16 protein-coding genes are annotated in these 18,668 nt (G+C 67.3%); 11 read left to right on the forward strand and 5 right to left on the reverse strand.

Annotated elements, in window-relative coordinates:
- From C5O79_RS02315 to C5O79_RS02330, 4 genes are all read right to left on the reverse strand, one after another.
- On the reverse strand, positions 1 to 939 hold the full coding sequence (locus tag C5O79_RS02315; RefSeq protein WP_122478415.1) for a site-specific integrase: 939 nt from the start codon (positions 937 to 939) through the stop codon (positions 1 to 3).
- Positions 940 to 1,020: 81 nt separating this feature from the next.
- On the reverse strand, positions 1,021 to 1,533 hold the full coding sequence (locus C5O79_RS02320; RefSeq protein WP_122478417.1) for a DUF2165 domain-containing protein: 513 nt from the start codon (positions 1,531 to 1,533) through the stop codon (positions 1,021 to 1,023).
- Between the two features lie 272 nt (positions 1,534 to 1,805).
- Positions 1,806 to 3,161: a uracil-xanthine permease family protein gene (locus C5O79_RS02325; RefSeq protein ID WP_122478419.1), complete on the reverse strand. Its 1,356-nt coding sequence runs from the start codon at positions 3,159 to 3,161 to the stop codon at positions 1,806 to 1,808.
- 57 nt (positions 3,162 to 3,218) lie between these two features.
- A complete protein-coding gene (locus C5O79_RS02330; RefSeq protein ID WP_122478421.1) occupies positions 3,219 to 4,343 on the reverse strand; it encodes an aryl-sulfate sulfotransferase in 1,125 nt (374 codons plus the stop codon).
- 102 nt (positions 4,344 to 4,445) lie between these two features.
- On the opposite strand from C5O79_RS02330, the gene C5O79_RS02335 reads away from it, so the two are divergent.
- From C5O79_RS02335 to C5O79_RS02385, 11 genes are all read left to right on the forward strand, one after another.
- Complete coding sequence (locus tag C5O79_RS02335) at positions 4,446 to 5,402, forward strand: LysR family transcriptional regulator (RefSeq protein ID WP_046547242.1); 957 nt, start codon at positions 4,446 to 4,448, stop codon at positions 5,400 to 5,402.
- A 231-nt stretch (positions 5,403 to 5,633) separates the two neighbouring features.
- Positions 5,634 to 7,619, forward strand: a complete 1,986-nt coding sequence (locus tag C5O79_RS02340) for a gamma-glutamyltransferase family protein (protein WP_122478423.1) — start codon at positions 5,634 to 5,636, stop codon at positions 7,617 to 7,619.
- Between the two features lie 75 nt (positions 7,620 to 7,694).
- Positions 7,695 to 8,063 (forward strand): hypothetical protein, encoded by a 369-nt coding sequence (locus tag C5O79_RS02345; protein ID WP_174242175.1) that lies wholly within the window; start codon positions 7,695 to 7,697, stop codon positions 8,061 to 8,063.
- Positions 8,064 to 8,373: 310 nt separating this feature from the next.
- Positions 8,374 to 8,916, forward strand: a complete 543-nt coding sequence (locus C5O79_RS02350) for a hypothetical protein (protein ID WP_047853681.1) — start codon at positions 8,374 to 8,376, stop codon at positions 8,914 to 8,916.
- Between the two features lie 354 nt (positions 8,917 to 9,270).
- A complete protein-coding gene (locus C5O79_RS02355) occupies positions 9,271 to 10,041 on the forward strand; it encodes a hypothetical protein (RefSeq protein WP_122478427.1) in 771 nt (256 codons plus the stop codon).
- A 124-nt stretch (positions 10,042 to 10,165) separates the two neighbouring features.
- Positions 10,166 to 10,774: a hypothetical protein gene (locus C5O79_RS02360; protein WP_124474629.1), complete on the forward strand. Its 609-nt coding sequence runs from the start codon at positions 10,166 to 10,168 to the stop codon at positions 10,772 to 10,774.
- Between the two features lie 78 nt (positions 10,775 to 10,852).
- Positions 10,853 to 11,395 (forward strand): CbrC family protein, encoded by a 543-nt coding sequence (locus C5O79_RS02365; RefSeq protein WP_122478431.1) that lies wholly within the window; start codon positions 10,853 to 10,855, stop codon positions 11,393 to 11,395.
- A 64-nt stretch (positions 11,396 to 11,459) separates the two neighbouring features.
- On the forward strand, positions 11,460 to 12,710 hold the full coding sequence (locus C5O79_RS02370) for a DNA repair exonuclease (protein WP_047853027.1): 1,251 nt from the start codon (positions 11,460 to 11,462) through the stop codon (positions 12,708 to 12,710).
- 3 nt (positions 12,711 to 12,713) lie between these two features.
- Positions 12,714 to 16,184, forward strand: a complete 3,471-nt coding sequence (locus C5O79_RS02375) for a YhaN family protein (protein ID WP_122478433.1) — start codon at positions 12,714 to 12,716, stop codon at positions 16,182 to 16,184.
- A 121-nt stretch (positions 16,185 to 16,305) separates the two neighbouring features.
- Positions 16,306 to 16,830, forward strand: a complete 525-nt coding sequence (locus tag C5O79_RS02380) for an HD domain-containing protein (RefSeq protein ID WP_046547250.1) — start codon at positions 16,306 to 16,308, stop codon at positions 16,828 to 16,830.
- A 9-nt stretch (positions 16,831 to 16,839) separates the two neighbouring features.
- Positions 16,840 to 17,526, forward strand: a complete 687-nt coding sequence (locus C5O79_RS02385) for a DUF429 domain-containing protein (protein WP_122478435.1) — start codon at positions 16,840 to 16,842, stop codon at positions 17,524 to 17,526.
- Between the two features lie 182 nt (positions 17,527 to 17,708).
- Here the strand turns inward: C5O79_RS02385 and C5O79_RS02390 are convergent, their stop codons facing one another.
- A complete protein-coding gene (locus C5O79_RS02390) occupies positions 17,709 to 18,179 on the reverse strand; it encodes a hypothetical protein (protein ID WP_046547252.1) in 471 nt (156 codons plus the stop codon).
- Positions 18,180 to 18,668: the final 489 nt, after the last annotated feature.

Here is an 18,668-nt window from a genome sequence, read left to right on the forward strand (position 1 = left end):
TCAGCGCTCGTGTGCTGCGCGATCCGCGGCTGCGTCGGGCGGCAGCGTCTGCCGGATCCGCGTGACCGTTCGCGTGCTGACGAGACCGAGCATCGCACTGACGTCGGCATGCGCGTGGCCTGCAAGCAACTGGCGGCGCGCATACGTATTGCGCAGCACGCGCGGGCTCATGTCCGCCGCGTGGAAGCCGATCGCGGTCAGCGCGTCGCGCACCACGAGCAGCAGGAACATGTCGTTCATCGCGCCACCGCCGCGCGGCGCGGGAAACAGCAACGCGGAGGGCGGTGTGTCTGCCGAGCGCACGCGCCATGCGGCGAGCGGCGCCAGTGCAAATTCGTCGAGCGTGATTCGGCGCGCCGGCCGCGCCCGATCGCGCGGCACGGAGAGCGCAGGCGGTTTCGCGTCGAGATCGGGCGCGTCACAGGTGGTCGCCCTTATTTCGGCCGACGTGATGCCGCTCGCAAGCAGCAGCGCGACGATCGCGCGATTCCGGCAGTCGGTGGGCGTGTCGTTTGCTCGCGGCTGCACGTGGCGCTGCAGCGCCGCGTCGGCATCAGGCGGCAGATAGCACGGCTCGGGCTCGCCGTCCGGCCATGCGAAATCGCGCGTCGTCCGGCCGGCCGGATGGATCGTGCGTACGCCGGCTTCGACCAGGTGCCGGCTCAGCCGGTCGATCAGCTTCGCGTAGCGCACGCGGGTCGACGTGCCGGGCGTGCAGGTGCGATCGAGTTCCGCCAGGAAGGCCGCCACGTGGTCAGGTCCGAACGTGGCCAGCGACACGCGCTGTGCGATCAGATAACGCAGGAACCGTTCGAACATCGCGACGTGCTGCACGACCGATCGCGGCGCGAACGGCTGGCGATCGGCGCCGGTCGCGGTGGTTTCCTGCCACGCGCGAAAGGTACCAACGGGGTCGTGAATCCAGCGATTCGTGTCCATGCACGATTTATAGCCGGCGGCGGTCACGCGCGCAATCGCTACGATGTTCTGTTGGCCGCCCGGCCTGTTGCAAGCGACGTGTCAGTGCGCGGTACGCGTGTCGTCGATGCCGTCGTTGTTCATCGTCAGGTAGACCAGCACGAGCAGCAGCGTGATGAAGAAGCGGAACGCGTCCGGCACGCCGTTCCATTGCTTCGACATCCACATGCCGAACCACTCGCCGCCGACCGACATGAAGGCGACCTGCCACGTGAGGAAGCCGAGCGTCAGGCCGGCGATCGCATACGCCTTGGCCGCGCGGAATGCCGTATCGCCGCCTCGTCGCGCGCGCAGCAGGCGGACACCGCCGATCCAGCACAGCACGGCCGTCAGCGTTTCCATCGAGATGATGCCGATATAGCCGGCGTGATGAACCCACGTCGTGCCGATCGCGCGATACATGATCCCGTTGCCGGGGAACGTCGTGTCCATCAGGAACACGTGATGCACGAACGCGAAATTCGTCGCGTAGTCGGTGATGTTGCCGAACGCGACGAGCGACGCGAAAAAGGCCATGGCAAGCACCATGGCTGCCTTGGAAAGACGAACCATCATAATGGACTCCGAAGTGAACGGGCAGGCGAAAACGCGACCGTGCGGCGATCAGCCGGCGTTCGGGGCGATACCTGCGTGAGCGTGTCCGGCGGGGCCGGCGGTTTGCGTGCGTGGCACGGCGGCGCGGAGATCGGGACTGGAAAACCTGAAGCCGGGGCGGCGTCGAGGAGACGCACACGCCGGCTGGATCGAGTGCCCGCGCCAGGAGGGACCGGCGATTGTCGGTCGAACCACGAGTGTCGTCAAGCGGCGGGCACCGCCGGCCGTCGCCGTCATGCGTCGCGCGAAGGCGCGGTTGCCGCTGCCGTTCCCGTTTGTCCGCTCAGTCGCGCCAATGCAGCGAACGCCAGTTGCGTCGCAATGGCCGCGAGGGTGCCGGCCGCCATGCCGTTGCCGAGCACGATCTGCACTGGTGAGCCGAAATGGCGATACAGGTTCGGCACCAGGATCGGTGCAAGGCCGACGACGAGCGCGGCCGCGAGCGTGTACTGGTTGGCGCGCGCGTGCAGGTCTACGCTGGCGAGCAGCCGGATGCCTATCACGCCGATCATCGCGAACACGACCAGCGCGGTGCCGCCGACCACGGCGGCCGGAATTGCATACGCGAGCCGCGCGAGCGGCGCGAACAGCGCGATGACGATCAGGATCGCGCCGGCCGCAGCCGTTACATAGCGTGAGCGCACGCCGGTCGTCTGCACGACACCGATATTCTCGGCGCTGGTCACGATCAGTGGCGTGCCGAACAACGCGCCGGCGAGCGACGCCAGTGCATCGCCGCGTATCGTCTTCGGCACGTCGCGCGACAGCGAGATCGCCTTGCCGCAGGTTTCGCCGACGGCAACCGTCTGCGCGGTGGCCTCGGCCATCGAGATCGCGGTGAAGATCAACAGCGGCAGCGCGGCCAGCACGTCGAAGCGGGGCATCCCGAACGGCAGCCATACCGGATGCGTGAACAGCGGGCCGCGCCACACGTCGGCGAGCGCCGGCATTGCACCGAGCGCCCAGCCGAGCGTTGCGCCCGCCATCAGGCCGATCAGCACCGCGAGTCGCCCGAGTGTGCCGCGGAACGCACCGGCCACGACGACGGTGGCGACGATCGTCGCCAGCGCGAGACCCAGCGCGCGCGGCTGCGCGAAATCGGCCGAACCGGGCTGGCCGACGACGATCGTCGCGTAGATCCGGATCAGGTTGACCGACACGAGCAGCAGCATCGCACCGACGACGATGCGCGGAAAGAGCCGCAGGCAGCGCGTGAAGACGGGCAACAGCACCCAGTAGAACGCGCTGGCGAGCAACGCCGAGCCGGCTGCCGTCGGCAGGCCCGATTGCGCGGCGATGCCGGCGAACAGCATCGTCGGTGCGCCGCCGGGCACCATCACGAACGGCATGCGTGCGCCGATCGGCCCGGCGCCGAGCGACTGGAGCAGCGTGCCGATCCCGCACGCGAAGAACGTCGCGCCGATCAGCTGGACCGTCAGGTCCGCCGGCAGCGCGAGCACTTTTGCGATCAGGAACACGGCCGTGATCGGGGACGCGGCCATCGACAGCACGTGCTGCAGCCCGAACAGCGCGAGCTGCCAGGCGGGCAGCCGTGCGTCGACGGGTGGTGAGATCGGATCGTGCGGCACGGCAGGCCCCTGGGATGCGAGCGGCGACGAGCGCCGGAAACGGCGGTGAACGGAAGGTCAGGCCCGCAGCCAGGGCAGTTGCTCGGCGCTGTAGCGGAACGTCTGGAACACGCTGTTCAACTGGCCTGGGCCGGTCTTGCGCGCGGCTTCGTCCGGATATTCGGCGAACCACGGGATCACGTATTCCCAGACGACCTCGCCGGCAGGCGTCACTTCGAACAGCCGCCCCGTCGACGATTCGGTGACGTGCGTGTTGCCGTTAGGCAAGCGTTGCGCGTTGCCCATGAACGGCGTGTAGAACAGGTTCACGACATCGTCCGCGTACGACCACACGACGCGCTGCGTTGCAGGATCGATCTCGACCACGCGCGAGAACACCACATGCGCGCCGTGGCGGAAATTGCCGTTGTCGAACGCGAGGATGTTGCCGTTCGCGAGCGGCACCGGCGCATGCTGGTGCGACACGACGTCAGGGCCGATCCGCAGGTCGACGCGACCGGTTTCGCGGTGCACGCCGATGATGCCCGACGTCGTGCGCAGGCTCATCAGCACGCGGCCGTTCGCATCGACCGCGAGGCCGTTGACGAGTGGCCAGTGATAGCGCCCGAAGCCGGCCGCGATCGGGAAATCTTCGGGCTGCAGATGGTCGCGTGCATGCCATTCCCAGACGATCTGCCCGGCCCGGTTCACTTCGCGGATCACGTCCGCATACATGACCTCGTCGTCGCCGTGCGGCGTGCCGCCCGGCACGCGCTGCGCGAACGCGGCGTCGACCGGTTCGCATGCGGCGTAGAGCAGGTTGCCGTTCGGCAGCCATTGCGCGTCGTGATGGTGCGCTGGATCCTCGTAGCGCCACACGGTTTCGCCTTCCGGCGTGACTTCGTAGAAGTCGCCGCCATGCCACATCGACCACGGCGCATAACGCGATTCGGATTGCGGATGGTTGCCGTTGTAGCCGAGGTTGCCATTCGGGAGGATCACCGCATGGCGGCCGGGGCGCACGGGCATCTTCCACTGATGCACGACTTCGCCGTCGATGCCGACGAGATAGACGTTGCCGCCGGCCGTTTGCGGCGCGATGAGCGTATAGCCGTCCGCGGAAAGTGTGCGATCGTGGGCGATGAGGCCGACGCCACGGCGGCGCTGGGTAATCTGGTCGACGGTTGTCACTGCGGTCTCCATTCGAATCAGGTACGGGTATGCAGCGGAATCTAGACGATCCGGACGGTCAGTAAAATCGGATTATTCTTGACGGCCTGTTCGGAAAAATCTAACGGATCCATCATGCGTTCGGTATCGCAGACATTCCGCTGTTTCGACGAAGTCGCCAGGCGCGGCTCGATTCGCAAGGCAGCCGACGCGCTGCACCTGACCGCTGCGGCGGTGCACCAGCAGATCCGCAATCTCGAGGAGCAGGTCGGCGTGCCGCTGTTCGACCGGCTGCCGCGCGGCATGCAGTTGACGCTCGCCGGCGAGATCGTGATCGCGGCCGTGCGGCGCGGCCAGCGCGACTTCGACAATGCGCTCACGCAGGTCGAGGACCTGCGCGCGCTGCGGCGCGGGCACGTGAACCTGGCGGTGCCCGCGTCGACCGCGGAAAAGCTCGTGCCCGACGCGATCCTCGCCGCGATGCAGCGCTATCCGGGTGTCACGTACAGCGTGCGTTCGGGAAACGGCGAGAGCATCGTGCGCTGGGTCGAGACGGGCGAAGCCGACATCGGCTATGCGCTGCGCCGGCGCACGTCGGCGGGCGTCGTCGAGGTGCGCGCGTTCGCTCAGCCGCTGGGTGTCGTCACGGCACCCGGCCATCCGCTTGCGGCGTCAGGCGGCAAGGTGCGGATGCGCGACTGCTTCGCGCATCCGCTGATCCTGACGACGCCCGACACGGAGCTGCGTGCGATGTTCGACCAGATCGATGCGCGACAGCCGCGCAACGTGCGGCCGCTGGTAGAGACGGGTTCGGTGCCGATGGTGCGGCGCCTCGCGGCCGAAGGTGCGGGCGTCGGCTTCCTGATCGCCGAGAACGTCGCGGACGACGTGGCCGCCGGCCGGCTCGCATGGACGCCGCTTGCCGATGCGGGCGCGCGCTCGTTCAGCTGCATCTATCAACGGGCCGATATGAGCGCGACCGTCGCGATGACGATGTTCCTCGAGTTCTTCTCCGGGGCGATCGAAGCGATGGAGAGCGGCTTCGCGCGCGACGGCCGGCCAGCCGGCAAGCGCCGTCGGGCACCGAGGTAACGGCGTAGCGACATCGGCCGCGCGAGTGCATCGCACCGCGATGCAGTGCAGCACGCGAATCCGCGTGCGAAATCGGTGACGTTGCGCACACAACATCCGGCCGCACGACGCCATTCCCTTATTGCGGAAAAAATTCTGTTCATGGGACTATCGAACGCGTTGCCGGCGCACCGAGGGGGTCGCAGGCAGCGTGATGTCCATCGCAACGACCTACAAGAACATCGGCAGACAATGAACAGAACAGCGATTTTTCCGTATGCGTCCGCTTTGCTGGCGGCCGCCCTGATGACGGCGTGCGGCGGCGACGTCGAGAACGAAGCAGGCCGAACGCCGACACCCTCCACCGATGCGAGCTGCCTCGCGGTCGACAACAGCGGTGCGACGGTCGTGGTGGGCTCGAACCAGCCGGGCGACCCGTCGCTGCCGGAAGCGTCGTCGGGCTATCGCACCGGGATGAAGCCGGTTTATGCGAAGACCTATCTGGTGGCCACGTCGAACGCGTACGCGAGCGCGGCAGGCTGCGCGGTGCTGAAGAAGGGCGGCACGGCCGCCGACGCGGCGGTCGCCGTGCAAGCGGTGCTCGGCCTGACCGTGCCCGAGGCGACGGGCCTCGGGTCCGGCGGCGTGCTGCTCTACTACGATGCACGCGGCAAGACGCTGCAGGCGTACGACGGCCGGGAAACCGCGCCGGCGGCAGCGACGGAGAACTATCTGCGCTACGTCGATGATGCGACCGACCAGTCCGCGCCGCAGCCGAACGCACGGGCGAGTGGCCGCTCGATCGGCACGATCGGCGTGCCGAGGCTGATCGAGGCACTGCAGCAGGATCACGGCCGCCTGCCGTGGCAGAACCTGTTCGGCGATGCGATCACGCTCGCGACCAACGGCTTCCCGATCGGTGGCCGGCTCGCCGACGCGATCGCGGCGAACGCCGCGAACCTGAAGCGCGACCCCGAGGCCGCCGCGTATTTCCTGAACGCCGACGGGACGCCGAAGACGCTCGGCACCGTGCTGAAGAATCCGGCCTATGCGCGCACGCTGACGCTGATGGCGCAGTCGGGTGCGAACGCGCTGTACACGGGGCAGATCGCGCAGGACATCGTTGCGAAGATCGCGACGACGAAGGGCGCGGACGGGTCGACGCTCACGCCGGGCAAGACGACCGTAGCCGACCTGGCCGCGTACCAGGCGAAGCGCCGCGAGCCGGTGTGCACGACCTATCGCAGCTATTGGGTATGCGGGATGCCGCCGCCGTCGTCGGGCGGCATCGCGGTCGCGTCGGCGCTCGGCATTCTCGAGAATTACGACCTGAAGTCGCTGAAGCCGACGGCGATCGATCTCGAAGGCGGCAAGCCGACCGTCGCGGGCGTGCACCTCGTCACCGAGGCGGAACGGCTTGCGTATGCCGACCGCGACAAATATGTGGCCGATACGGATTTCGTGCCGCTGCCGGGCGGCACTTGGAATACGCTGCTGAACAAGCCGTACCTGAAATCGCGCGCGGCGCTGATCGACCCGGCCAAGAGCATGGGCACCGCACAGCCCGGCAATCTGGGCGCGGTGCCGCTCGGTGTCGACACGACGCTGATCGAGCACGGCACGAACCAGTTCACGATCGTCGACGGCGACGGCAACGTGCTGAGCGCGACGACGACGGTCGAGTCGAGCATGGGTTCGTTCCACATGACCAATGGCTTCCTGCTGAACAACCAGCTGACCGATTTTTCGGCGAACCCGGTCGATAGCGCGGGCAATCCGGTGGCCAACCGCCTGCAGCCGGGCAAGCGGCCGCGCAGCTCGATGGCGCCGACGATCGTGTTCGGGCAGGCCGCGGACGGCTCGCGCGGGGATTTCGTGATGGCGACCGGTTCGCCGGGCGGTGGCACGATTCCGCAGTACGTGGTGAAGACGCTCGTCGGTGCGCTCGACTGGGGGCTCGACGCGCAGCAGTCGGCGGGGCTCGTCGACTTCGGTGCGAGCAACAGCCCGACGACCACGATCGGCGGCGAGCATCCGAACGTCAACACGGCGAACAACGGAGCGAACGATCCGCTGATCACGGGGCTGCTCGCGCTCGGGCACAAGGTATCGACGTCCGCGCAGGCGAGCGGCGTCAATACCGTGATGCGCGTAACGGTCGGCCAGTCGCCCGCGTTGCAGGGCGGCACCGATCCGCGGCGTGAAGGCGTCGTGCTCGGCGATACGTTCCGACCGTAGCCGGGCAGGGCGCGGCCCCGAACTGCCTGTATGCATCAACGGGCGGTCGAGGCCGCGCATCGTGGAGGAGTCGCAATGACGAACGCGCATCTGCTTGAAATGGACGCCATCCTGTCGGCGCCGGGCTTTTTCGATTTCCTCGGTGACCTGGATTGCGACCGCGCGCTGGACAGTCGCGATGCCGAGCCGTTCGATGCGCAGTGGATGGCGTCGTTCGACGAAGTCGATGGCGATCCAGGCGCAGCCGTCGACCGGCCGGCCGTGAGCACGCTGAGGGAAAAAGCATTCAAGCTTGCGTTCGGTGCATCGGGAAACGCCGATGTGGCGGCTTGCGTGTCCGACGATATCGACCTCATCGCGAGAAGCCGGTTGTCTGGTCGCTCCGACGGCTGGTCGACACACTTTCTTTGGAATGCTTATAGAAGCGGCCGCTTTCCCTGCTAGCCGTTTTGTCTGCCTGGTTTCTCGATCCGCCGCGATCGGCCGCAATCGGCTGCGTCTGCGTCGTGTAATGCCCCGCGCGGCACGTCCCCGGCGTCACCCCGTCCATTGGTCAATCCCGTTGCAAGCCCCCGATTGTCAAACTATGTGAGGCAATCGTCAGCATTTGCAACGGAAGTAACAGTCCCCGCAAATCAGTCGTTTTGCTCGGCCGCGCCGCTACATTAGCTCCACCTGCCGCATGTCGCGGCAAGGCATGCGACAAGCCGCACGAAGGCGGCCCGCAGCAACAACGTCTTTGGGGAGAATGACCATGAACAAGATTCGTACGATTCTGCTGGGTGCTGCACTGACGGCGATGGCGACTTCGGCTGCGTTCGCACAGACGGCCCAGACCGGCGCCCAGGGTTCCGCAGGTGTCGGCGCGCAGGTTCAGACGCCGCTGCTCGGCGGCGGCGTGGGCGTGCAGGCCGGCGCCGGCGCGAATGCGGCAGGCTCGGGTTCGGGCGCGGGCAATGCCGTCGGCGGCGCGCTGAGCGGCGTCGGCAAGACGGTCGGCGGCGTGGGCTCTGCAGCCGGCGACGCGGTTGGCGGCGCGACGCATGCAGTCGGTTCGGCAGCGGGCACGGCGAAGGATGCCGCCGCGTCGGCCGTCCACTCGACGAAATCGCACGTGAAGCACGTCGCGGGTACGGCGAAGAGCCACGCGCAAGGCGCGGTGTCGAAGGTGGGCGACGTAGCCGGCGGCGCGAAGGCGAAGGCCGGCGAGGCGCTTGAAGGCACGACGAACGCGGTGCAGGGCGGTGCATCGGTCGGCGTGAAGGGTTCGGCGTCGGCACAAGGCGGCGCGCTGTAAGCGTCACGCTTCCCGACACGGCCCGGCCCGCTTCGACGCGGGCCGGGCCGTTTTTATTGGCGCGCGGCGCGTCGTTCATCCCGTCCTCGATACGGGGATGCGTCGGCGTTCGCCACCCATCCGGCGCCGCGACGAGCCTGATGCCCGTCGGCACGAACCGGCGGCGTGCGTGCCCCCTGCCCATCGCCCTCCCGCCATGCTTAAATAGCGAGGCTCCCGGTTGCCGGGCCGCCGCGATCGCGGCGCCGGCCGATTCGGGCCGGCATGTCCGATCGACATCGTGACGACAGACGACACCAAAACGCCGTTCCGGCCAGTCCGGAGCGGCCCGATAACATTCCGAGGCCTCACGTCATGACCATCCTGTTCCGTCTTCTCGCGCTCGCCTGCGCGCTCTGGCTGGCTGCCTGCGCAGCGCCGCCCCCGCCGTCCGGCAGTACCAGCGCATCCGCCGCCGCGCCGGACGCCAGCGAACGCCGCGGGCTCGGCACTGCATGGGGCGAGTCGGTGCGATCCGAAACCCGTCAGGTTGAATTCGAACGCGCGGATCCGGCGAAGCCGACGGATCTCGCGTCGATCTACTACAACGACGTGTTGCCCGGACATCTTTCCGCGTCCCAGGTTCGCCGGTTGCCGACCCGCGTCGCGCTCGCCAACGGCGACATCACGCTGTCGTTTACGGACGAAAAGGGCGCGCCGCTGCGTCTCGCGCGCAACGACGGCCGCTGGCACATGGCGGGCGTCGAAGGTTCGCGCTACATGATCGTGCTGCGCAACCAGGGGCGCCGTACGTTCGAGATCGTGTCGAGCGTCGACGGGCTCGACGTGCTGTCGGGGCGGCCCGGCAGCTATACGAACGGCGGTTACGTGCTGTATCCGGGCCGCACGCTGACGATCGAGGGTTTCCGCAAGAGCCGCGACGAAGTCGCCGCGTTCCGCTTCGCGGCGGCGCCCGACAGCTATGTCGCGAATTCGAAGTATGGCGATGCCGCGAACGTCGGCGTGATCGGCGTCGCGGCGTTCGCGCAGAAGGAAAACGAAGAGGAAGCGCTGCGCCGCAACGCGAATCCGTTCCCCGGAAATGACAATGGCTATGCACCGCCGCCAGTGCCGCGCGGCGAGTGACGGCACCTCGTGGATCGGCCGCGTGCGTCGTGACGAACGACGCGCGCTGGGCGATCCTGGATCGGGGCTGTCCGAACGCCACGCTGGCGCATGCGATGGACTTCACGGCCATCCTGCGCGATTCATGCGGACACGGATCATTCCGACGAAATCGATTGCGTTGAAGCTCGCGGCGCTGGCGCTGCTGGCCTCGAATGCGGCCGTTGCCTTCGCCGAAACGCCGACACCTGAATCGGTGCGGCTCGCCAACGGTCACGAGATCGAATGGGCACACCCGGGGTTGTTCGAGGTTGATGCAGCCCGCCACCGGAAATCGGCACTTGTCGTGCCGGCCGCGCTTCGCCATGCATTGCGCGAGGCATCGAGTGTGGCGTTCCCGTCGGGCAGTTCGAAGCGGATCGACGGCAAAGACTATCTGCTGGTCGTCGTCAACCGATCGTCGAGCAGCCGCCCGACCGGATACTGCGGCGCGGGGGAAGAAGGGACGCTGTACGTGCTGGAACTGCACGGCACCCATGCCGTGCCGCGTTTCTCGCTGCCGGTTCAAAGCTGCCTCGACTCCGTTTCTCTCGACACCGATGGTGGCGCGCAATCGCCCTACCTGGCGATCGCGTGGCACGACGACCCGGTCGGCATCGACGTCCGGTGGGAATATCTCGCGCACGGCGGTGCAACGCATCGCGTCTATCGTTTCGTGAACGGCACGTTTGTCGAGACCGAGATTCCGCAGTAACGCGGCCGGGCTGCGGCACAATGGCCGTTCGAATTCGCATCGCGTGCGTCCCCACCATCCGGATCGACGGAGCGCCTTATGTCGTTACCCGCTTTCAGGTACCATCCCGACCCGCTGGCAACGGGCAGCGTGATCCGCTCGGACGCGCGCTGCGTGTGTTGCGGCGATGCGCGTGGTTACGTGTACGCCGGCCCTGTGTATGCGGTCGACGAGTATGAGCAATGCATCTGCCCGTGGTGCATCGCCGACGGCTCGGCGCACGCGCGTCTCGACGCAGTCTTTACCGATACGTACGGCATTGGCGGCGGCGAATGGGATGAAGTGCCCGACGCGGTCGTCGACGAAATCGCTTGTCGCACGCCGGGCTTTCAGGGCTGGCAGCAGGAACGGTGGTGGACGCATTGCGGCGACGGCGGGCAGTTCATCGGCCGTACGGGTGCCGGCGAACTGACCGCGCTCGGCCCGCAGGCTGTTGCGTCGATTCGGGAATCGACCGGATTCGACGAGAGCGCCGAGTGGGAGCGCTTCTTCGCCGTACTCGACAAGGACGGCTCGCCGACAGCGTATATGTTTCGCTGTATCCGTTGCGGCGAACTCGGCGGCTACCAGGATTGCGATTGATCGCCCAACTGGCGGCATCGCACGGCGATCGCCGGCCCCATCGTCATGAAACAAAGGAATCTTCGTGAAGTTCATCCACGCGGCAGACATACACCTTGACAGCCCGTTGCATGGCCTGAGCGCGTATCCCGACGCGCCGGCCGCGCAGTTGCGCAACGCGTCGCGCGAGGCGCTGCGGCAACTCGTGGATCGTGCGATCGAAGAGGAAGTCGCGTTCCTCGTGATCGCCGGCGACTTGTACGACGGCGACTGGAAGGACCACAACACGGGCATTTTCTTCGGCCAGCAGATGGGGCGCCTGCGCAAGGCCGGCATCCGCGCGTTCGTCCTCGGCGGCAACCACGATGCCGAAAGCGAGATGACGAAGAAGCTGACGCTGCCCGACAACGTCACCGTGTTCGGCCACCGCAAGGCGGAAACCCACAAGCTGCCTGAATTCGACGTCGCGCTGCACGGGCAGAGCTTCAAGGACAAGGCCGTTGTCGACAATCTCGCGATCGGCTATCCGGATCCGGTGCCCGGTTACTACAACATCGGCGTGCTGCACACGGCGCTCGAAGGCTATGCGGCGCACGCGAACTACGCGCCGTGCACGCTGGCCGAACTTCACGCGAAAGGCTACGACTACTGGGCGCTCGGCCACGTGCACGAATTCCAGCAATGGACGGGGCCGTCCACGGTGGTGTTTCCCGGCAACCTGCAGGGGCGCCATATCCGCGAGACGGGCCGCCGCGGCGCGGTGCTCGTGACGGTCGAGCAGGGCCGCACGCAGGTCGAGCGGCTGTATCTTGACGTGCTGCGCTGGGAAGCCGTGACGGTCGACGCGTCGGATTGCTTCACCGTCGCAGACTTGTCCAGAAAGATCGGTCAGTCGCTGGAAGCGCTGCTGACCGTCGACGGCCATGTGCCGCGCGCGGTGCGCGTGACGGTCACGGGGCGCACACCCGCGCATGGCCTCTTTTTCGGCCGCGCGCCGCAGTTGCGCGCGGAGGTGCTGAATCAGATCGGCATGATCGGCAACGAGCGGCTGTGGCTCGAGAAGGTTCGGCTCGCGACGTCCGCGGCCGATCATCAGCCGGGCGAAAGCGAGCAGCTCGAAGCGCTGGAGGACCTGAAGCAGATCCTGGCCGACGCTGCACGCGATCCGGATTTCCTCGAACTGCTTGAACGCGACCTGAAGCCGTTCGTCGGCAAGGTGCGCAGCGACGTGAAGGAAGAGGTGCCGTTGTTGGCGATGGCGCGCGCGGGCGAGCTCACCGCACTCGTCGAGCAAGTCGGGCCTGCGTTGCTCGCGCGGCTGGCGAGGGGAGAGTAAGCGATGCGGATCAACCAGCTCGATCTGATCAAGTACGGCAAGTTCACCGACGAGACGTTGCGATTCCCGTCGGCCGGCGAGGATTTCCATGTGATCGTGGGGCCGAACGAGGCCGGCAAGTCTACGATCCGCACGGCCGTGTCGGAGCTGCTGTTCGGGATGAAGCTGCAGACCCCGCTCGATTTCCTGCACAGCACGCCCGAACTGCGGATCGGCGGCGTGCTGGAGAGCGCTACGGGCGAACTCGCGTTCCACCGTGCGCGCGGACGCAGTCCGCTGCGCACACCCGCCGACGACAAGCTGCCCGACGACTATCTGGCAGCCGTCCTCGACGGCGCCACGCGCGAATTCTTCGAGCAGATGTTCGGGCTCGATCACGGGCGTCTGGTCGACGGCGGCCGGAGCATTCTCGACGCATCCGACAAGCTCGGCCAGGTGCTGTTCGAATCGGCTGCCGGTGTCGGCAGTCTCGGGCCGGTGCGTGAGGAGCTCGATGCGCGTTCGGTCGAGCTCTGGGCGCCGCGCCGCAGCGGCAGCGCGTTTGCGCTCGCGGAATCGTCGTTCAACGAAGCCGTGACCGAACTGAAGACGGTCCAGGTGCGCACGCGCGACTGGGTCGAACGCAAGGACGCGCGCGAAGCGGTCGAACAGCAGATCGAGCAGGCACGCGCGGAACAGCGTCGGCTCGAAGCGCTGCGCTCGAAGCTCGAACGCGTGCGACGGCTGGCGCCATACCTGAAGGAGCTGACGGTCAAGGACGCGGCACTGGCGGAGTTGGGTCCGGTCGTCGAGTTGCCGCCCACCGCGTATGCGGATCTTCTGAAGGCGCAGGGCGATCTCGCGGCCGAACAGAAGGTGCTCGAGGAGCGGCGTGCCGACCTGCTCGCGAAACGGCAGGCGCGCGATGCGATCGACGCTGACGCCGACACGCTGGCGCTCGAAGCCGACATTGAAGCGCTCGATCGGCTGCGCGGCGCGTGCATGAATCATGCGCAGGATCTGCTGCTGCTCGGCGCGGATGTCGAGCGGCACCTGTCGGCCGCGTTTGCAGCGGCGGGCCAGCTCGACTGGCCGACGGACGAAGCGTCGCTGCGCGCGTCGCTGCCGACCGCGTTGTCGCTGAAGACCGTTGCAAACCTGTTGCGCGAACACGGTGCGCTCCACCAGGCGCTTGCCGGCGCGCGCGAATCGCTCGACGAACGCACGCGTGAGCTTGCGCAGGTGAGGGAACAACAGGCGCGCCTGTCGACCGTCGATGTGCCGGAGGCGCTGCGTGCGGCGTTGGCCGATGCGCAGGGCTTTCGCAACAGTGGCCAGCGCGAGCAGGCACTCGAACAAGAAATCGCCGCCGCCGAACGCACGTTGTCCGGCGCACTCGATGCGCTCGGCCAGTGGCGCATGCCGGTCGATACGCTGCGTGCGCTCGACGTGCCGTCGGCGGCGCGGCTCGGCACGCTGCTGAAGGAGGACAGCGAACGCGCGAGTGCGGTCGCTGCTGCACGCGACGCGCGGGACGGCGCGCTCGAGGAGCTCGAGCGGCTCGAATTGCAGGAGAAGCACTTCGCGGAAAACCACAAGGTCGTCACGACCGCCGACGTGCTGGCGGCGCGCGCGAGACGCGACGGCGCGTGGGGCGATATCCGCAGCGGCGCGGTCGATCTCGCAACGGGCGCACCTGCGGTCGACGACGCGATCCGCCTTGCGGACGAACTCGTCGACGCACAGCTCGGCGCAACGCAGGCGGCCGCGACATTGCAGTCGTTGCGTCAGCAGGTCGAATCCTCACGTGCCGGCGTAACGCGCAGGCAGGCCGCACTGGACGAGCGCGAGCGTGAGCTCGCCGCGCATCGCGACGCATGGGCTGCGCTCGCGACGGCTGCCGCGGTGCCCGGCATGCCGCTGGCGGCGATGGGCGACTGGCTTGCGAAGCGCGACGCGGTGTTCGCCGCGCAGGCCGACCTCGACCGGCTGCGCCGCGAATTCGACGCGATTCGCGCCGCGCGGGCGGGTGCCGAAACCACGCTGCGCACGGCACTGCGTACCGTGTCGCGAGGCGGTGAGTCGGATGGCCTGGCGGCGCTCGTCGCGATCGCCGAGACTTTCATACAGTCGGCCGAGAAAGCGCTCGCGCAGCAAGGCAGCCTGGAGGATCGCGCGCGGGAGGCGGAACGCGGATGCGCGACGGCACAGTCGCGCGCCGGCCACGCGCAGACGGCCTACGATGCGTGGCATGCGCAATGGCGCGACGCGCTGGCCGACGCCAAGCTGTTCGCGAGCGCGGCGACGCTGGCCGCGGCGGAGGGCGCGCTCGATCTCGCCAACACGGTGACGGCCGAACTGGCCGATGCCGATGCGCCGCGCAACCGGATTGCCGCGATCCGCGCCGAACTGGCCGCGCTCGAGGCGGGCGCGAGGCGGCTTGCCGAAGCGCTCGCGCCGGAATGGCTGGCGAGCGGCGACTGGCCGGACGTCGCGCGCCGGCTGACGATGCGCCTCGCGGCTGCCAGGGAAATCGCGCGTGCGATCGGTCGCGCCGACGACGCTGTTCGGCAGGCCGACGGCAAGGTCGCGGACGCGGCCGCCGCGGTGGCCGGCGCCGATGCGCGCATCCAGCCGCTGCTGCAACTGGCCGGCGTGGTGTCGATCGACGCGGCGCTGCCGCTGGCCGAACGCTCGGATCGCCGGCGCCAGCTTCGGCAGGCGGTCGATGCCGCCCACGAGGCGCTGGTGCGCGATGGTGACGGCCTGTCCCGGTCCGCTGTCGAAGCGGAAGTCGCGGAACAGGACATCGCCGACGTACCGGCGCACCTCGAAGCGGTGAAGCAGTCGCTCAGTGACGTCGGCAAGCGGCTGAACGAGCTTTCACAGCAGCAGGTCGTGGCCGATCAGGCGTTCAGCGCGATCGACGGTCAGTCGAACGCGGCCGTTGCGGAGTCGAAACGACAGGAAGCGCTGGCGGCGATGGGCGAAGCAGCCGAACAGTATCTGGAGGCGGCCACGGCGAGCCGGTTGCTGAAGTGGGCGACGGATCGCTACCGCGACCAGAAGCAGGGGCCGATGCTCAGGCGCGCGGGCGAGATTTTCGCCGGGCTCACGCTGGGCGAATTCGCGCGATTGACCGTCGATACCGAACGGACGCCGCCCGCCCTGTATGCACGACGGACGAAGGGGGCATCGGTCGAGGTCGCCGGTTTGAGCGAAGGAACGCGAGACCAGTTGTTCCTCGCGCTGCGGATCGCGGCGCTGGAACTGCAGCTCGGTAGCCGGACCGCACTGCCGTTCGTCGCCGACGACCTGTTCATCAATTTCGACGATGCGCGTGCGAGGGCTGGCCTCGATGCGCTGCGCGATCTGTCGACGCGAACCCAGGTGCTGTTCCTGACGCACCACGATCATCTGCTGCCGCTCGTGAGAGACGTATTCGGCGCGCGAGTCAACGTGGTCGAACTGCAGCGCGCGCCGGCCGGTGCGTGACGCAGGGCGTGCGTGGATGCTGGCGCACGGGCAGGGTCATCGCGAACAGGTAGTATGTGCGGTTCCGAAATGCACGCGGCCGGTTCTGCCGGTCGCGGGCCAGGCCACACGAGGGGGGAATATGAAAAAGCTGGTAGCCGCCATCGCGTTCGCGGCGGACAAGCATCGCAATCAGCGGCGCAAGGACGAAGAAGCGTCGCCGTACATCAATCATCCGATCGCACTCGCCGACGTGCTGGCCAACGAGGCCGGCGTCGAGGACGAGCGCGTGATCGTCGCGGCCGTGCTGCACGACACGGTCGAGGATACCGAGACGACCGAGCAGGAATTGCTGCGGCTGTTCGGCAAGGACGTGGCGGACATCGTGATGGAAGTCACCGACGACAAGTCGCTGCCGAAGGAGGAGCGCAAGCGCCTGCAGGTCGAGCATGCGGCGACCATCAGCCGGCGCGCGAAGCTCGTGAAGCTGGCCGACAAGATCTGCAACCTGCGCGACATCGCGCGGAATCCGCCCGCGGATTGGCCGCTCGAACGCAAGCAGGCGTACTTCGACTGGGCGAAGTCGGTCGTCGATCCGATGCGCGGCGTACATCCCGGTCTCGAGGCGATCTTCGACGCCGCTTACGACGCACGGCCGGCGAACTGAGGCGCCCGCATGCGACCGGTTCGTTCCGTCGGATCCGTCGCGCGGCAATCGCCGGCCGTGGCGGGTGTCGATGTGGGTGGCGAAAAGAAGCTGTGCGATCTCGTGATCCTGCGCGGGCCGACTGTCGTCTACTGCGAGGAACGGATCGCGCCCGAGGCGGTGCCTGCGCTGTGCCTCGCCCATGACGTCGTGGCCGTGGGTGTCGACGCACCGAGCCTGTGGTGGACGGGGAGCGGGCGCCGGGCGGCCGAACAGGCGCTCGCGCGCGAACGGATCTCGTGCTTTCCGACGCCGTCGCGGGAGCAGGCGGTGGCGAGCACGTCAGGCTTCTTCGACTGGATGTTCATGGGAGAGCGTGTCTACCGCGCGCTCGCGGATGCCTATCCGCTGCTGACCGGCGCCCGCTATGCGGGCGGTCGCGCGAGCTTCGAAACCTATCCTTATGCGATCACCTGCGCGATGCTGGGTAGGGCCGTCGCATCGGCGAAGCAGAAACGCAACCAGCGCCGGCAATTGCTGGAGCGGCTGGGAGTCGACGTGTCGACGCTGAAGTCCGTCGATGCGCGAGACGCGACCCTTTGCGCGTTGACGGCGCAATGCGTCATCGACGGGAATGCGCACGCGTATGGCGATGCGGAGGGCGGATATATCCGCGTGCCGATCGTGAGCGAGACGATCGTTCTCGACGCGCGGTAGTCGCGTTGCGCGGCCCGGGCGAGGGGCGTCGCGAAAAGGTGAGCTTTTGCGGGAGGAGCCTGGCCTGCTGGTCGGTGTGACGACTCACCCATCTTGGGCTGCGACTTTCGGCTGGCAAGCATCGGGATGGCTGGCGCACACGACATGACGCCGGTGCGCGACGCGAGCCCGAGCGGTGTGACTTATTCCTCGAGGATTGCTTTCGGCACGCTGGACAGATCGCAGGCCTGAGCCTGTTCGAAGTAGCCTTCGGCGTCGTCGATCATCACGACTGCGACGTCGATCAGCTCGTCGAGCCGTTGCAGCAGCGATTCACGCCATTCGATGTCTTCGTCGCGCTCGGGCGTCTTGTCCAGTTGCTCGATGATCGAGTCGGCCGTCTGCAGGAAAGGAATCGCCTGCTGATAGTTTTCGATCGAGACCATCGCCGCGTTGCGCGCGCCGACGAGCCGCTCGCGGTGCTCGTCCGCCAGTTCCGATTCGCCGCTGATCCGTGGCAATACATCCGAGATGCGTTGAAGAAGCGGTGGAGCCTGTTCTTCCAGGATGATGGCGCGCTCGCGCAGCGCGGCATATTCGGCGCGAAGGTCGGCGTCGCCGGGTTGAGTGGTGCTGTCCATCGTGGATATGAGTGCGTGGTTCGGTCGCGGCATGATACTCGACGGCACCCGATTCCTGGCTCGTTCCGCGACCTCCTATATTGGGAAACGACGGGTATATGTCACGTCAATAGAGGATGGCTCGCGTTGCGTTAGGCGGCCCGTCGAGCTCGAAGCCCCCGTGCGCGTCAGCGCACGGGGGCTTTTTCAAAATATTTTCACAAAGGGGCTTGCGGAGTTGGGGGCGGGTGCTTAGAATCACGCCTCTTTCGCGCTAACGGAAACACGGCGCGGGAGAAGGGAAGCAGGGTTGGCGGTGTGCTGGAGTCTGAAGCGCGCAGCCGGCCTGGAAGTTGAGCCCCGCAGTCGCAACGATGTAGTGTAAAAAGTTGTTGACGAACTGCGAAACACGGTTCATAATCTCGCTTCTCTGCTGCTGAAAACGCAGCGCTGCCGGGAAACACGAAGTTCCTCGCAGAATGCTCTTTAAAAATTAACAGCCGATAAGTGTGGGCGCTTGATGGAAGCGAGCTGATCCTCGGA

Origin of the sequence: Burkholderia sp. SRS-25 (assembly GCF_004343765.1) — a bacterium.
GTDB lineage: Bacteria > Pseudomonadota > Gammaproteobacteria > Burkholderiales > Burkholderiaceae > Burkholderia > Burkholderia contaminans.

Excerpts from the sequence above, each read along its gene's own strand:
- C5O79_RS02320 (WP_122478417.1), bottom strand. The coding sequence starts at position 1,533 with ATGATGGTTCGTCTTTCCAAGGCAGCCATGGTGCTTGCCATGGCCTTT.
- C5O79_RS02355 (WP_122478427.1), top strand. The coding sequence starts at position 9,271 with ATGACCATCCTGTTCCGTCTTCTCGCGCTCGCCTGCGCGCTCTGGCTG.
- C5O79_RS02380 (WP_046547250.1), top strand. The coding sequence starts at position 16,306 with ATGAAAAAGCTGGTAGCCGCCATCGCGTTCGCGGCGGACAAGCATCGC.
- C5O79_RS02315 (WP_122478415.1), bottom strand. The coding sequence starts at position 939 with ATGGACACGAATCGCTGGATTCACGACCCCGTTGGTACCTTTCGCGCG.
- C5O79_RS02350 (WP_047853681.1), top strand. The coding sequence starts at position 8,374 with ATGAACAAGATTCGTACGATTCTGCTGGGTGCTGCACTGACGGCGATG.
- C5O79_RS02340 (WP_122478423.1), top strand. The coding sequence starts at position 5,634 with ATGAACAGAACAGCGATTTTTCCGTATGCGTCCGCTTTGCTGGCGGCC.
- C5O79_RS02375 (WP_122478433.1), top strand. The coding sequence starts at position 12,714 with ATGCGGATCAACCAGCTCGATCTGATCAAGTACGGCAAGTTCACCGAC.
- C5O79_RS02360 (WP_124474629.1), top strand. The coding sequence starts at position 10,166 with ATGCGGACACGGATCATTCCGACGAAATCGATTGCGTTGAAGCTCGCG.
- C5O79_RS02345 (WP_174242175.1), top strand. The coding sequence starts at position 7,695 with ATGACGAACGCGCATCTGCTTGAAATGGACGCCATCCTGTCGGCGCCG.
- C5O79_RS02385 (WP_122478435.1), top strand. The coding sequence starts at position 16,840 with ATGCGACCGGTTCGTTCCGTCGGATCCGTCGCGCGGCAATCGCCGGCC.
- C5O79_RS02390 (WP_046547252.1), bottom strand. The coding sequence starts at position 18,179 with ATGCCGCGACCGAACCACGCACTCATATCCACGATGGACAGCACCACT.
- C5O79_RS02365 (WP_122478431.1), top strand. The coding sequence starts at position 10,853 with ATGTCGTTACCCGCTTTCAGGTACCATCCCGACCCGCTGGCAACGGGC.
- C5O79_RS02335 (WP_046547242.1), top strand. The coding sequence starts at position 4,446 with ATGCGTTCGGTATCGCAGACATTCCGCTGTTTCGACGAAGTCGCCAGG.
- C5O79_RS02330 (WP_122478421.1), bottom strand. The coding sequence starts at position 4,343 with ATGGAGACCGCAGTGACAACCGTCGACCAGATTACCCAGCGCCGCCGT.